The 13,392-nt window shown below is 71.2% G+C and carries 13 protein-coding genes and 1 pseudogene; 10 read left to right on the top strand and 4 right to left on the bottom strand.

From position 1 onward, the window contains the following. Positions 1 to 131: 131 nt before the first annotated feature. The 4 genes from AB0N31_RS03750 (at position 132) to AB0N31_RS03735 (ending at position 3,690) form a co-directional block, all read left to right on the top strand. Positions 132 to 1,298, top strand: a complete 1,167-nt coding sequence (locus tag AB0N31_RS03750) for a PP2C family protein-serine/threonine phosphatase (protein ID WP_366056714.1) — start codon at positions 132 to 134, stop codon at positions 1,296 to 1,298. A gap of 146 nt (positions 1,299 to 1,444) precedes the next feature. Further along, complete coding sequence (locus tag AB0N31_RS03745) at positions 1,445 to 1,738, top strand: hypothetical protein (RefSeq protein ID WP_366056713.1); 294 nt, start codon at positions 1,445 to 1,447, stop codon at positions 1,736 to 1,738. A 26-nt stretch (positions 1,739 to 1,764) separates the two neighbouring features. Beyond that, positions 1,765 to 2,184 (top strand): ATP-binding protein, encoded by a 420-nt coding sequence (locus AB0N31_RS03740; RefSeq protein WP_366056837.1) that lies wholly within the window; start codon positions 1,765 to 1,767, stop codon positions 2,182 to 2,184. Between the two features lie 327 nt (positions 2,185 to 2,511). Next, positions 2,512 to 3,690: a PP2C family protein-serine/threonine phosphatase gene (locus AB0N31_RS03735; protein WP_366056836.1), complete on the top strand. Its 1,179-nt coding sequence runs from the start codon at positions 2,512 to 2,514 to the stop codon at positions 3,688 to 3,690. On the opposite strand, the gene AB0N31_RS03730 is transcribed toward AB0N31_RS03735, so the two are convergent. Next, positions 3,667 to 4,173 (bottom strand): MarR family winged helix-turn-helix transcriptional regulator, encoded by a 507-nt coding sequence (locus AB0N31_RS03730; protein WP_366056712.1) that lies wholly within the window; start codon positions 4,171 to 4,173, stop codon positions 3,667 to 3,669. The two genes, AB0N31_RS03735 and AB0N31_RS03730, sit on opposite strands and share 24 nt — an antisense overlap. Before the next feature lie 599 nt (positions 4,174 to 4,772). Between AB0N31_RS03730 and AB0N31_RS03725 the strand changes: the two are divergent. From AB0N31_RS03725 to AB0N31_RS03710, 4 genes and pseudogenes are all read left to right on the top strand, one after another. Next, a pseudogene (locus AB0N31_RS03725) lies at positions 4,773 to 6,318 on the top strand (PP2C family protein-serine/threonine phosphatase). Beyond that, on the top strand, positions 6,315 to 7,421 hold the full coding sequence (locus tag AB0N31_RS03720; RefSeq protein ID WP_366056711.1) for a B12-binding domain-containing protein: 1,107 nt from the start codon (positions 6,315 to 6,317) through the stop codon (positions 7,419 to 7,421). The pseudogene AB0N31_RS03725 and the gene AB0N31_RS03720 overlap by 4 nt, the downstream one beginning before the upstream one ends. 50 nt (positions 7,422 to 7,471) lie before the next feature. After that, positions 7,472 to 7,822 (top strand): STAS domain-containing protein, encoded by a 351-nt coding sequence (locus AB0N31_RS03715; RefSeq protein WP_366056710.1) that lies wholly within the window; start codon positions 7,472 to 7,474, stop codon positions 7,820 to 7,822. 200 nt (positions 7,823 to 8,022) lie between these two features. Next, positions 8,023 to 8,574 carry an EF-hand domain-containing protein gene (locus AB0N31_RS03710; protein ID WP_366056709.1) on the top strand — a complete coding sequence of 184 codons (552 nt, stop codon included), beginning with the start codon at positions 8,023 to 8,025 and terminating at the stop codon, positions 8,572 to 8,574. 235 nt (positions 8,575 to 8,809) lie between these two features. Here the strand turns inward: AB0N31_RS03710 and AB0N31_RS03705 are convergent, their stop codons facing one another. Then, positions 8,810 to 9,163 carry a VOC family protein gene (locus AB0N31_RS03705; RefSeq protein WP_366056708.1) on the bottom strand — a complete coding sequence of 118 codons (354 nt, stop codon included), beginning with the start codon at positions 9,161 to 9,163 and terminating at the stop codon, positions 8,810 to 8,812. A gap of 283 nt (positions 9,164 to 9,446) precedes the next feature. After that, the gene (locus AB0N31_RS03700; protein ID WP_366056707.1) at positions 9,447 to 9,905 is read right to left on the bottom strand and encodes a MarR family winged helix-turn-helix transcriptional regulator; all 459 of its coding nucleotides are present in this window, start codon (positions 9,903 to 9,905) and stop codon (positions 9,447 to 9,449) included. Positions 9,906 to 10,020: 115 nt separating this feature from the next. Between AB0N31_RS03700 and AB0N31_RS03695 the strand changes: the two genes are divergently transcribed. Continuing rightward, positions 10,021 to 11,253, top strand: coding sequence for an amidohydrolase family protein (locus tag AB0N31_RS03695; RefSeq protein WP_366056706.1), 1,233 nt, complete (start codon positions 10,021 to 10,023; stop codon positions 11,251 to 11,253). A gap of 380 nt (positions 11,254 to 11,633) precedes the next feature. Next, the gene (locus AB0N31_RS03690) at positions 11,634 to 12,389 is read left to right on the top strand and encodes a tetratricopeptide repeat protein (protein ID WP_366056705.1); all 756 of its coding nucleotides are present in this window, start codon (positions 11,634 to 11,636) and stop codon (positions 12,387 to 12,389) included. 59 nt (positions 12,390 to 12,448) lie between these two features. Here AB0N31_RS03690 and AB0N31_RS03685 read toward each other — a convergent pair whose 3' ends face one another. Continuing rightward, on the bottom strand, positions 12,449 to 13,303 hold the full coding sequence (locus AB0N31_RS03685; protein ID WP_366056704.1) for a glycoside hydrolase family 16 protein: 855 nt from the start codon (positions 13,301 to 13,303) through the stop codon (positions 12,449 to 12,451). Positions 13,304 to 13,392 lie beyond the last annotated feature (89 nt).

Here is a 13,392-nt window from a genome sequence, read left to right as displayed (position 1 = left end):
CAACCGTCAGCGTACTAGGCGATCGAGCCGGCTAGAGAGGTGACCACCACGGGCACGGCTGCTCCGCAGCGGGTACCCGTCAGGTGGGCGAGGCCTGCTCCATCCGACAAGAGATTGGTGTACTTCTCCACGTGAAGAGATTCGTGACCGCGGAGCGCGCTCTGCGCGCGGCGGCGCCGGACAAGTTGCTCGAGGAGGTCCGACGCGTTCTCGTCGAGCACTACGCGGCGGAATCCGTCGAACTCTTCATGGCCGACTACGGCCTGACCGTTCTGCAACCGGTGTCCGGGCTGCCGCAGATCCAGGAGTCGGTGCCGGCGCACCACGGCCCGGTCGGCCGTGCCTTCGGGGCCCAGGAGGCCTTCGTCGAGGGCGTCTCGGACGGCCTGGTGTGCGTACACCTGCCCGTCACCGTCAGGGGGGACCGTCTCGGTGTCCTGTCGGTGACCCTGCCGGGCGGCGATCACGCGCGTGACAGCCTCCAGGAACTGACGGAGATCGCGGAGGTCCTCGGGCACGAGGTGGTCGTGGCGGAACGGGACACGGATCTCTACCTCCAGGCGCGGCGCAAGGACCGGCTGACCCTGGCCGCGGAGATGCAGTGGCAGTTGCTCCCCGGCCGTTCCTGCGCCCGCCCGGAGTTCGAGCTGGGTGCCCAGCTGGAGCCCGCGTATGCGATCTTCGGCGACAACTTCGACTGGTCGTCGACCGCCGACCGGCTGATGCTCTACCTCTCCAACGGCATGGGCGAGGGCATAGAGGCCTCCCTGCTGACGAACCTGGCCGTCAACGCGCTGCGCAACGCCCGACGGGCGGGCCTCTCGCTCGCCGACCAGGCGGCGCTCGCCGACCAGGCGGTCTACGCCCACTACCGGGGGCACCGCTACCTGTCCGTCCTCATGTTCGAGTTCGATCTCACCGGCGGACGGGTCCAGGTGGTGGACGCCGGCTCCCCGCAGATGCTGCGCCTGCGCAACGGCAAGGTGGAGCGCGTCACCTTCGAGGCCCAGCTGCCGCTCGGCATGTTCGAGGAGACGGACTACGTGCCCCAGGAGTTCGAGGTCGAGCCGGGTGACCGTCTCGTCTTCGTCAGCGACGGGGTCTACGCGGTCGCCTCCCCGGGCGGCGAGACGTACGGCGACGCCGCCCTGGCCCGGGCGATCCTGTCCACCCGGCTGCTCCCCGCCGCCGAGGTGCCCCGGGCCGTCCTGCGTGAACTGACGGGCCACCGGGGTGACGCGGTTCCGAGTGACGATGCCCTGGTGGTCTGTCTGGACTGGCGCGGCCGGCAGTCGTGAGGGCCGGCCGTGGGAACTTTGCCGATTCCGGCGAGGGCGTGTTGTTCGCGCCTCGCCTCACCCGCTAATGTTTGTCATGCGGCAAGTATCGGCTGATCGCCCTCCGCGAAGTGGCCGAGCGGCCCCGCTCAGAGGGGGAGATGCAGATGCCGGCACCGGGAGTGGCCGCCGGACCGGCGGCACGGCGGGCGGGTGTGTTCCCCGGTCGGCTCCGGACCCGGATCCCCGTGCAGATCCTCCCCGGCGTCACCTCCACCGCCCCCTCGCCGGCCGCGCGCAGGATCCCGGCCGGGAAGCCACCCGCCGCGGTCCGCACCCGCACGGAAGCGGGACCCGTCCCGCGCCCCCTGCCCGCCGCCCACGACGTCGACCGCGCGGGAGGACCGCCCACGCGCTTCGTGACGGGCACCCCGCCCGTGGGTGCGGAGGGCGGCCGGTGAACGACGCCTCGCGCCGCACCGTCACGATGAGCCTGCCCATCGCCTCGGACGCCGACCTGGCCCGGGTGCGGCAGCAGGTGCGGCAGGCCGCGACCGAACGCGGGTTCGCCCTGGTGCCCCTGACCAAACTGCTCACCGCGGCCAGCGAACTGGCCCGCAACACCCTGGTCCACGGCGGCGGCGGGCGGGTGGAGATCGCCACTGTGGAGCGCGGGGCACTCCGCGGGCTCCAATTGACCTTCACCGACACGGGACCGGGCATCCGCGACCTCGACCGGGCCATGACCGACGGCTGCACCTCCGGCGGCGGCCTGGGCCTGGGCCTGAGCGGAGCCAGACGGCTGGTGCAGGAGTTCGCCGTCGAGAGCCGCCCGGGTCACGGCACCACCGTCACCGTCAGCGCCTGGGTCTCCGGCATGCCGTCGCCCCGGCCCGCTTCGGAATGACCTCGCGGGGGCGGGAGCAGGTGCCTGCCGGCCGGGCACGGCTCGCGGTGCGAGGCGATGCCCGCGGCGGTCCGGCCGGCCTCCCTCGGGGCGGCCACGCGGAGTGCCGCCCAGGCCTTCCGGGCCGCGAACGGACGGGGCGCATCCGAGCGTCGTGTCCGGGGCGTCGCCTCCGGGTCGTCGTCCGTTCGGAAGCATCCCGGGCCGGGGGGGGCGACCGGGACAACGTAGAGAGATCGAGGGGGCAGGGGAGAGGGTGGACGCCTTGAGCACTTCACGACGGTCCCGTCCGCGGAAAGCCAACTGCGCGCCGCTCCGCCCCACGCGCTGGTCGCCACGGCCCGGCGTCTGCTCGCCGACCGGGTCGGCGCCGAGCGGGTGACCCTGTTCCTGGCCGACTACGGGCTGAGCGTTCTGCAGCCGGTCACCGACCTGCCGCACACCGGCGATCCCGTACCCGCCCACGAAGGGCCCGTCGGACGAGCCTTCCTCAGCCAGGCCCCGGTCGTCGAAGTCGCCGACGACCCGACCCCCACCCACTGCGTTCATCTGCCGATGACCGTGCGCGGCGACCGGCTCGGCATCCTGTCCGTCCGCCTGCCCCGCGGCATGACGGACCCCGCCACCGTGCTCCAGCTCAACGACTTCGCCACCGCACTGCCCCACGAGGTCACCACCGCCGACCGGGACACCGACCTGTATCTCCAGGCTCGCCGCACCCGGCGTCTCACCCTCGCCGCCGAGATGCAGTGGCAGCTTCTTCCCGGCCGGGGCTGCGCCCGCCAGGAGTACGTCATCGGCGCCCATCTGGAGCCCGCCTACAGCGTCGGCGGCGACAACTTCGACTGGCCGACCGGTGCCGACCACCTGACTCTCAGCGTGACCGACGGCATGGGCCAGGGCATCGACGCCTCCCTGCTCACGAGCCTCACCGTCGGAGCCCTGCGCAACGCACGCCGCGCCGGGATCGGGCTTGCCGATCAAGCCTGCCTCGCCGACCAGGCCCTCTTCGCCCAGTACCGGGGCGAGATGTACTCCTCGACCCTGCTGCTGCGGTTCGATCTGGACTCCGGCGCCGTGCACGCCGTCGACGCCGGTTCGCCGTTGCTCTACCGTCAGCGCGGCGACGCGATCGAGCAGATCGAACTGGAGGCGCAGCTGCCGCTGGGCATGCTCGAGGAGACGCTCTACGAGGAGCAGACCTTCATGGTGGAACCCGGTGACCGGCTCGTCGTGGTGAGCACCGGCATGCACGGCGCCCGCGACGCCGAGGGCGGATCGTTCGGAGACCGTGCCCTGCGGCAGACCCTCAGCGCCACACGACGGGAGTCCCCGCACGAGGCGGCGCGCGCCATGGTCTCCGGTGTGATCGAACACTTCGGAAGCAGACACCTCCCGGCCGACGCCGCGGTCGTCTGCCTGGACTGGAACGGCCGCACGAGTGGGACGGCACGGCAGGCGCCACCGGCGAGCCGACCTCCGTCACCCGGGGTCGGGATGTCGTGACGGTGACAGACCGGCGCGACGTGCCCTGAGAAGCGCCCTCAGCCCACGCCGCAACGCGTCCCTGTCGGCGGGTTCCATCACCCCCAGAGTGACGGCGAGAGCCCGGGCGCGACGCCCGGCGACCTCCCCGAGCACCTCCTGACCGGCCGCGGTCAGCATCAGCTGGACCTCGCGGCGTTTGCGCGGATGGAACGAACGGTCGAGCAGGCCGGCCGCCTCGAGGCGGTCACACAGCCGGCTGGCCGTGGGCAGTCCGATGTCCAGACACTCCGCCAGAGCGGTGAGATTGAGGCCCGGCGTGACCTGCAGCGCACGCAGTGCCCGCAGCTGATGCGGCGACAACCGCAGCGTCGCGTCGTGCGCGGCGGCGGCCCAGAGGTCCGTCAGGTTCTCCACGGCATCAGCGATCTCGAGGGCCGTCGCCTCCGGGCCGTCAAGGGGTCCGTCGGCTTGATCGTCGCCGGGGCCGTCGAGATGCGTCACTGATCAGTCGCTTTCAGTAAGCCTGAGGCGCTGTGAACACCCATGCTCATTCAAACGCAGTACCCGAGGAACGGACGAGCAAGCGACCGCTGGTGTGTGCGATCGCAGATGAATGTGTGTGCATACGCCAAAAGTGTGTGCGACTTCTGGGCCTACCTTGGTGGCGACACCTCGACGGATGCGCGGTCCGTCGCGCCGGGGCGGTGGCAGAAGTGCGCGCCCCGAAGGCCGAAGACCGGTCGCCCCCCCCGGCCGGGGATCGGCTCCGGGGCCCGGCCGTCAAGCCGCTCGGGCGGCTCACCCCGGAGCTTCCATGTGAACGAAGAGTGAAGGTTCGCGGGGTCTCGGCAGGGGCGAAGAGTGCGGTGGCCCCCCATTTTCCGGGGGATCGGCGACTCCGGGGGACGCGGCGTCACGCCGATCCCGAGTCCCGTGGTTGCGCCACGCACTCACCTGCGCGATTGTTGCTCTCCGACAACTGTCTTCTTCGCTGAGTGAGGTGAGGGTCCACGCGCAGGGGCCCGCGGCATGACTTCCTTCCCGGACGCCCCAGCACCGGTGGCGCCAGCACACCGAGCGCTGCCACCGCGCCCCATCCACTGATCGTCCTGGCCCCGGACGGGCACGTCGTGGAACTCAACGACGCCGCCCGCGATCTCCTGCCCGCGGCCCGACCCGGTCAGAGCCTGTCCGCACCGCCCTGGCTCGCCGCCGTCGACGAGCGTCTCCACCCGGAACCCGTCAGCGGCGCGGTGGACGATCGCTTCTTCTCCGCCCACCCGTCCGTCCTGCCCGACGGCAACACCGCGTGGTGGCTCGTGGACGAGACCGCGCACCGGTCGGCGCTCGAGGAACTGGAGGCGGAGCGCGGGCGCACCCGGTTCCTCACCGAGGCCTCCAGTGCTCTTCTCGCCTCGCTGAACGTGAGCGCTGCATGGAGGTCACCGCCGCCTGGCCGCCGAGCATCTGGCGGACGCCGCGCTGGTCGTCGCCCCCACCGTGGCCAAGAAGCTGCCCCTGGTCGTCTGCGACCATCTGGGCGAGGTGACCCACACCACGGCTGCCGGGACGCCCGAGACCGTGCCGGGCCTGGCCGAAGCGCTGCGCGGCTTCCCACCGGTGCCCTCGCGGTGGACAGATCCCGCCGCGGCACCGCACTGGCTGGTCCCCCAGGGATTCGGCGAGGTCGGTTCGCTGGTCATCGCGCCGCTCCCGGGCCACGGTGTGCCGGCCGGCGCCCTGGTCCTGCTGCGCCGTAGCCACAAAGCCGCCTTCACCGGCGCGGAGGAGGCACTGGCCGGGCTGTTCGCCGCCCGGGCCGGCGCGGCGATGTCGGCCGCCCGCCTCTACGCGGAGCAGAACTCGATCTCCGACACGCTCGTGCGGGAACTCCTGCCGCCCACCCTGCGGCAGGTGCAGGGCGTCGAGTTCGCCGGGGGCTACCGGCCCAGCAAGGACTCCGAGCGCATGGGCGGCGACTTCTACGACGTCCATCCGCCGACCGAGGACTGCCCCGAGACGCTCGCCGTGCTCGGGGACGTGGCCGGCAAGGGGCTGGAAGCCGCCGTGCTCACCGGCAAGATTCGCAACACGCTGCACGCTCTGCTGCCCATGGCCGACGACCACGACAAGATGCTGCGGCTGCTGAACAACGCCATGCGCAACAGCCACCACACCCGCTTCGCCACCCTGGTGCTGGCCTCCGTCCGCCGCGAGAACGGCGACGTGGTGCTGCGCCTGACCTCGGCCGGCCATCCCACACCGCTGATCGTGCGCGGTGACGGAACGGTCGAGGAGGCCGACACCCGGGGGACCCTGATCGGCGTCATGCCGACCATCACCTCCCGGACCGCGGACGTCAGGCTCGCCCCGGGGGAGACGTGCCTGATGTTCACCGACGGCGTCACCGAAGCCAGGGGAGGCCCCCTGGGCGACACGATGTTCGGCGAGCAGCGCCTCCGGCGTGCCGCACAGGACTGCGCCGGCATGCCCGCCGAGGCCGTCGTCGAGCACATCCAGATGGTCGCCTCGCAGTGGATCGGCAGCGGACGCCACGACGACATCGCCCTCATGGCCATCACCGCTCCGCGCGGCGCCCACCTCAGTGCCGTGGACGGAACGACCCGGGGCAGGTACACGGTATGACCAGCCACAGCACCGACACCCGGGAGGGCTCGCGTCGGCACGGCGTCGACGCCGGCCGGACCTCACCGCACGGCGACGGGCAGGCCTCTCGCTGGGCGGACAGGCTCTGGGCGGCCGTCCGGGAGGGGGACGAGTACGCGGCCGTCGACGTCGTCACCGAAGCCCTGCGCACCGGGCTGGAGCCCGAGGCGGTGCTGCTGGACGTCATCGGGTCCGTCCAGCGGAAGGTGGGTGGCGAGTGGGCGGCCGGCCGCATGAGCGTGGCGGACGAGCACATCGCCACCGCCATCAACGAGCGGGTCATCTCCGCCCTGCCCGGCAACCGGCCGGCCGTACCGCGCGGTCGCGTCACCGTCGCCTGCGTGGACCAGGAGTGGCACGCACTGCCCGCACGCCTGGTGGCGGAGACGCTACGGCTCCGCGGCTGCCGAGTGGACTACCTCGGCGCGCAGGTGCCCACCGCCCATCTGATCGGCCACATCCACCGCACCGGACCGGACGCGGTGTGCCTGTCCAGCTCCCTGCCGACGCGCCTGCCCCTCGCCCACACGGCGATCACCGCCGTCCAGGCCACCGGGACCCCGGTCATGGCCGGCGGTCTCGCCTTCGGCGCCGACGGCCGATACGCCCGCATGCTGGGCGCCGACGCGTGGGAGCCCGACGCCCGGGCCGCCGCCGACCGGCTCGCCTCCGGTCTCCCGGCCCGGCCGGCGGCCGCCCACCAGGCGATCGACGACCTGCCCCATCTGGGCGACCAGGAGTACACCGTGGTCGCGGGCGCCTCCACCCGCCTGGTGCGCGAGACCTTCCACTCCCTCGAACAGCGCTTTCCGCCCATGAAGGCCTACAACGACGAACAGCGGGAACGGACAGCTGAGGACCTCGCCCACATCGTCGACTTCCTGACCGCCGCCCTGTACGTCGACGCCCCCGAGATCTTCACCGACTTCCTGACCTGGACCGCCGACCTCCTCACCGCCCGCGGAGTGCCCGCGCGGTCCCTCGTGCCCGGCCTGGATCTGCTGGAGGAGCAGCTGCGCGACTTCCCCCGTGCTCGCCGTTTCCTCGATGCCGGACGAGCCGCGCTCGCCTCCTGTCCCTGACCCCGAGACGCTGGACGAATCCTGTGACTACCTCACCCGACGCAGACCCCGTGGAGCCCTCCTCTCCGACCGGCCGCCACACCGTACGCCTGGCCCTCGAAGGGGACCTGGACTACGACACCAGCGGCGACGTGCTCCACCAGGTGAGACTGACCATCCTGGACCGTGAGCACGTCGAGGATCTGCGCCTGGACTGCCGGGAGTTGGAGGTGGTCGACTCCATGGGGCTGTCGACCCTGCTGCAGATCCACCGTTCCGCCCATCAGGAAGGCGTCCGCTTCCACCTGGACAACATCGGACCGGCACTGCGGCGTCTGCTGGAACTCACCGGCACCTACGACTACCTGACCGTCTCCCCCCAGGGTGACCGGCCGGGCGGCAGCCGGCCCAGCTCGACCTGACACGACGACCGTGCCGCCCGGCGCCTCCGTTGCCTCCCGGCGAACCGGTCGGCAGGGGAGGGAGCGATGCGAAGGCGTCCGGCAGGTGCAGGTGGGTGATCACCGGATCGAGTGCCATATGCCCGCAATGTTCTTTCATCAGGCATCTTCACCCTCATCCTGGAGAACCCGCAAGACAAGATCACGGAAGGGTTTTCCTCATGACCGCTGCGGCGCAGGACGTCATGACCGTCAAGCTCGAGCGCACCTTCGACACCATGGACGCCGACCACGACGGCTACCTGGACTGGACGGACTACCAGAAGCTGGCCGACCGCTACCTCCAGGCCTACCGGCTCGACAAGAACGACCGCCGGGCCCGCGCACTGCAGACCTTCTGCCAGATCTACTGGCTGGAGCTGCTGCGCCACGCCGGCGTGGACGGGGACCGGCTCACCAGGGACCAGTTCGTCACGGCCAACCGGCTCGCCGTCATCGACACCAGCCGGCTCAACGTCACCGAGGGCGGCGGCCACGCGATCTTCGACGTCATCGACATCGACGGCGACAACGAGATCACCAAGGAGGAGTTCACCCGCTTCCTGCGGGACGTGTGGAAGGACGACTCGCCGCACGCGATGGACCTGTTCACCCGGCTCGACACCGACGGGGACGGCGCCATCTCGCGCTACGAGTTCATCCGCGCGATGCGCGAGCACTTCCTCTCCAACGACCCCGAAGCGCCGGGCAGCATCTTCTTCGGACACGTCTGACCGCGCCGGCTCCCGCTCCCGGGCTCCCGCCTTCTCGGCCGGGAGGCCCCACGGCCGCACCTGAAGGCGCCCACCGGTGCGGTGGGCCGTTCCCGGCGGTTCCGGCCGGGTGAAGACCGGTCGTCCCCACGGGCTCCGCAGGGCCACCAGCCCTGCGGAGTCCCTGGTGCCGGGTAGCGCCGTCTTCGACGGCCTGGTGGTCGACCGCCACGTCACCGGCTGCGTGGAGACGCGATCATGCGGGCTGCCACAACTCGACCCGGTTGCCCTCGGGGTCGGTGACCCAGCCGAATCGGCCGACGCCCTCCATGTCCTGCGTTTCTTCGTCGACGTCCGCTCCCCCGGCGCGCAGTTGCGCGAGCATCGCATCCAGGTCGCGGACCCGGAAGTTGAGCATGGTGCGCTGAGCGCGGGACCCGAAGCAGTCGGTCTCGGACGCGAACGTGGCGAACACCGTCGGCCCGGCTCCCTGACGCCACAGGCCGTTCTCGTCCGTGTCCAGGCCGAGGCAGTCGCGATACCAGGCACTCAGGGCCGGCGGGTCGGCGGCCCGCATGAAGTACCCACCGATTCCCAGCACATGTTCCATGCCGCCATCTTGTCAGGGGTCGGCCATCGGCCGGACGGACGGTGCACGATCACCCGTTCCCCCCAGGCCCTCCCGGCCTCGACCGCGGGGACCTCGGCACGGCCGACCGGGCGGGATTCCGGCGCCCCGTGGCGCGGATCTGCAGATGGCGGGCGTGGCTGTCGCTCTGGCGCGCGCCCGTGTCATCCGTGGCGCCGACCATCCGTTCGACGGCTGCGCAACCCCCCTTGGCGTTCGTCACCTCCTTCCCCGCCCGCCTCCAGGGCTGTCCACGTGCGGGCCGTCAGCCCTGTTCCCGCTTGCGCAGAGCGGTGGCGGCTTCCGCGTACTTGACCAACAGGCGGGCGAACTGGAGCCGTTCCTCGGCGGGCCAGTCCGCGGTGATGCGTTCGAACCCCTGGCGCTGCTCCCCGGCGAAGCGGGCGCGCAGGTCCTCGCCGGCAGGTGTCAGTCGCAGGACGATGCGCCTGCCGTCCTGCTGCGACGCCTCCCGCAGCAGGTATCCCTGCTTGATGCAGTCGGACACCATGCGGCTGGCCACCGACTGGTCCATGCCCAGCTCCTCGGCGACCGCGCCCACGGTCGTCTCGCCCGGGCGCTCGGACACGACGTTGAGCACCAGGTTGCGGGAGAGGTCCTTGCCGGAGGAGGGAGTGCGGCGCCTGAGTCGGGAGAAGGCCGGTCCGATGGCGTCGAGTACCGCGTCGTCGTTCGGGTGGTCGTGATGCCCGTGGTTCGTCATGAAACAACTGTACCGACACAGGAATATGTAGGGCACCTTGCAAATGCATGCTCTTGCGCATATAAATGAGCGAGTGGCGGACACCTGTCTCCGCCTACGGAAGCGAGGCTCATCGATGACCATCACCGCCATCACCCACGCACGTGTCTTCGACGGAGAGCGGGTTCGGGACGAGACCACCGTCCTGATCGAGGGTCCGACCGTCGTGGCCGTCGGGGGAGCGGTGCCTGTCGAGGCGGATGTCGTCGACGCACGGGGCGGCACACTGCTGCCCGGCCTGTTCGACGCCCATACGCACACCTCGGAACAGGCTCTGGCCTTCGCCCTGAGGTTCGGGGTGACGACCGAACTGGAGATGCAGGGCGCCCTGACCAAGGCGCGCCGGGCGCACATCGAGAACGACGACGCGGTGGCCGACGTCCGTTCGGCGGGCTTCGGCATCACCCCGCCCGGCGGGCACCCCAGCGAACTCTTCCCCGAGGGCAAGCGCCCCGGAGGCGACGGCGGGCCCGCCCGCGACGACCTGGGGGACTTGGTCATGCCCTTCGCCACCACCCCCGAGGAGGCGGCCGGGTTCATCCCGAAACTCGTGGAGTCGGGCTCCGACTACATCAAGTTCATGGTCGACGACGGTACGGTCGAGGGCCACCCCGGCCTGCCCTGTCTGGACCAGGCCACACTGAACGCGGGCGTCGCCGAGGCGCAACGGCACGGAATGCTCACCGTCGCCCACGCTCTCACCCTGGACGCCACCCGCATGGCGATCGAGGCAGGGATCGACGGCCTCGTCCACGTCTTCATGGACCGGCCCCACACCGACGAGATCATCGGTCTCATCGCCGACTCCGGCGCCTTCGTCGTCCCCTGCGTGGTCCTCAACGCCTCCATGACGGGCATCACCGGGGCGGCCCTGGCGGACGACCACCGGGTCGCCTCCCGGCTGGACGAGGCCTGGCTGACGACACTGCGCGCCAGCTTCGACCGCTATCCCCAGGGAAAGCTGGAGGACGTCCTCGCCACCGTCAAGGCGCTGCACGACGCCGGTGTCGATCTCCTGGTCGGCAGCGACGCCTCCGTGCCCGTCCCCTTCCTCGGCGGCGTCGCCCACGGCGCCAGTGTCCACCACGAAATGCGCTACCTGGTCCAGGCCGGGCTGTCACCGCTCGACGCACTGCGCGCGGCGACCGCCACCCCGGCGCGGCGCTTCTCCCTGAACGACCGCGGACGGATCGCCGAGGGACTGCGCGCCGACCTGCTGCTGGTGGACGGGGACCCCACCACCGACATCGACCGCACCCTCGACATCCGTGCCGTCTGGCGCAGGGGCACTCGACTCGTCACGCAGTGACATGCGCCTGAGTCGGCTGCCTGCCCTTCTCCGGGGCACGGCGGCCTCGGCGTACCGGTCGAGAGTGCGGTGCGCCCGCCCCGCCCTCGTCGGCGAAGCGGGCGCCCGTCCGGTTCCGCCGATATGCGCGACCGGTCGACCGCGACTCGGCGGACCGCGCGGCCGGCCCCATGGTCACCGGCGCGTCGACCGCGTGCAGGGAGTGCCGGGTGTCAGCCGGCAGGGCCACCACCTCCGGCCGCTGCGGGCCACCCGATCACACCCGTGCGCCAACTACGCTTTTTCCTGGGCCACATGAGCGCTTCGAAGGCTTCCTTCCGGTGCAGGCGGGGCGCAATGATGCTCGGATGCGGCGAATATCGAAATCATGGCGTTGGCCCTTGGGGGGACTGCTCCTTGCCGGTGTGGGCGCCCTCTTCGTGCCGATCGGCGGGATGCTGTGGGTGCACCTGCTCGTGGCGCTGTGCGCCGTCACGGTGCTCGTACGACCGGCGCATCGCGAGGTCCCGTTCCCGGTGGCCCTGGCGCAGTTACGCCTGGGCGGCGACGATCCGGCCGTTCTGCGTGCCCGTGTCCTGTCGGCGGTGGCGTGTCTGCCGCAGGGCCGGCCCGATCTCACGCTGTCCCGCCTGCGATCCGTCCTCCCGGACCTCACCCGTGTGCTGGGGCCGGACCACCCCGAGACCCTGTCGACCCGGTTGCTGAGCCTGCAGGTGCGCGGCGAGACGGGGAACCTGCCCGATCGCCTCACCGCGATACGTCGCCTCGTCGACGACATCACGCCGGTTCTCGGTCCCGGCCACCCCGACACCCTGGCCGCCCGTCACTGCCTCGCCGAGTGGCTCGGTCAGGACGGCCGCACGGACGAGGCCGAAGCGGCGTACGAGGACGCCATCGCCACCGGCACCGAGCATCTGGGCGCCGACCACAACCTCGTCCTGATCGCCCGCAGTTCCCTCACCATCCTGCGCTACGACCGCACCGGCCCCGACAACGGCGCGGCCGTCGACGACATGACCACGATCGTCGCCGCCATGGAACGAGCCCTCGGTCCCGCCGATCCGACCGCGGCCTCCACCCGGCGACTTCTCACACAGTGGCAGAGCACGCAGGCGGGCAGCGGCGCGCAGGGCTGAAGAGGCGATGCGCAGCGGGCGGCGGCCGACGGGCACACGAGGCGTGGCGCCGGGGGCGGTCACATCCGGCCGGTGCCGTAGAAGCGCACGTAGTCGACCGTCATCGTCGCCGGAGAGGGCGTCGAGGTGTCCGGAGGGCCTGGCCAGTCGCCTCCGACGGCGACGTTGAGCAGCAGGTGCACGTCCTGTTCGAAGACCCAGTCGCGTGGTGCGGGCAGCTTCGACGGAGTCAGGGTGAAATACGGCTTCCCGTCGACGGACCAGGTGATGCGGCGCGGCTGCTTGTCGACGGCGTACGTGTGGAACGCCCGCGACGCGTCGGCCGGGAGCGTGGTGGAGCCGCCGATCCCGTTCTCGTTGAAGTAGGTCGGCCCGTGCGCGGTGCCGTACACCGTTCGTGGTTCCCCGCCCACCACCTCGCAGATGTCGATCTCACCCTGCCCGGGCCATTCGACGCCGTTGTCGCCCAGCATCCAGATCGCCGGCAGCAGTCCTGTTCCGGTGGGCAGCTTCGCGCGGACCTCCGCGCGTCCGTGAGTGAGCGCGACCTTCCCCTCGGTGGTCAGACGGGCCGACGTCCAGGTGCAGAACTCTTGTGTATAGCAGGGGAGTTCGGAGTCGGTGGGCGCCGGCCGCGCCGAGATCGAGAGGTGACCCGCGCCGTCGAGGGCGGAGTTGGCCACGTCGTCCGTGTAGTACTGCAGTTCGTTGTTGCCCCACCCCTCGGCGTCCCGGTTTCCGATGTCGGTGTTCCACGACCTTTCCGACGGACGGGTGGCCGCCGCCCCGTCGAACTCCGCCCGCCAGAAAGGCTTTTCCCCGGCCGCCGGGGAGCCCGTGTCCGGAGCCGAAGCGCATCCGCACAGCAGTCCGCCCAGCGCCAGCGCGAGTGCCAGGCGGGTACGTCGATTCATCGTGTCGCTTCCGAGAGGTCGTGCAGGGAGGTCAGCACAGCCGGTTCCGTCGCCTGCGAGGGGTGACCGAAGCGGCGGGGACGAACGCT

It is taken from the genome of Streptomyces sp. NPDC051051 (assembly GCF_040682975.1).
Taxonomy (GTDB): Bacteria; Actinomycetota; Actinomycetes; order Streptomycetales; family Streptomycetaceae; genus Streptomyces.
This window is presented reverse-complemented; position numbering and strand designations above follow the sequence as displayed.

What these genes read in the sequence shown, in the direction of transcription:
- AB0N31_RS03700 (WP_366056707.1), bottom strand. Translation starts at nt 9,905, where the DNA reads ATGACGAACCACGGGCATCACGACCACCCGAACGACGACGCGGTACTC.
- AB0N31_RS03745 (WP_366056713.1), top strand. Translation starts at nt 1,445, where the DNA reads ATGCCGGCACCGGGAGTGGCCGCCGGACCGGCGGCACGGCGGGCGGGT.
- AB0N31_RS03740 (WP_366056837.1), top strand. Translation starts at nt 1,765, where the DNA reads ATGAGCCTGCCCATCGCCTCGGACGCCGACCTGGCCCGGGTGCGGCAG.
- AB0N31_RS03685 (WP_366056704.1), bottom strand. Translation starts at nt 13,303, where the DNA reads ATGAATCGACGTACCCGCCTGGCACTCGCGCTGGCGCTGGGCGGACTG.
- AB0N31_RS03695 (WP_366056706.1), top strand. Translation starts at nt 10,021, where the DNA reads ATGACCATCACCGCCATCACCCACGCACGTGTCTTCGACGGAGAGCGG.
- AB0N31_RS03710 (WP_366056709.1), top strand. Translation starts at nt 8,023, where the DNA reads ATGACCGCTGCGGCGCAGGACGTCATGACCGTCAAGCTCGAGCGCACC.
- AB0N31_RS03705 (WP_366056708.1), bottom strand. Translation starts at nt 9,163, where the DNA reads ATGGAACATGTGCTGGGAATCGGTGGGTACTTCATGCGGGCCGCCGAC.
- AB0N31_RS03720 (WP_366056711.1), top strand. Translation starts at nt 6,315, where the DNA reads ATGACCAGCCACAGCACCGACACCCGGGAGGGCTCGCGTCGGCACGGC.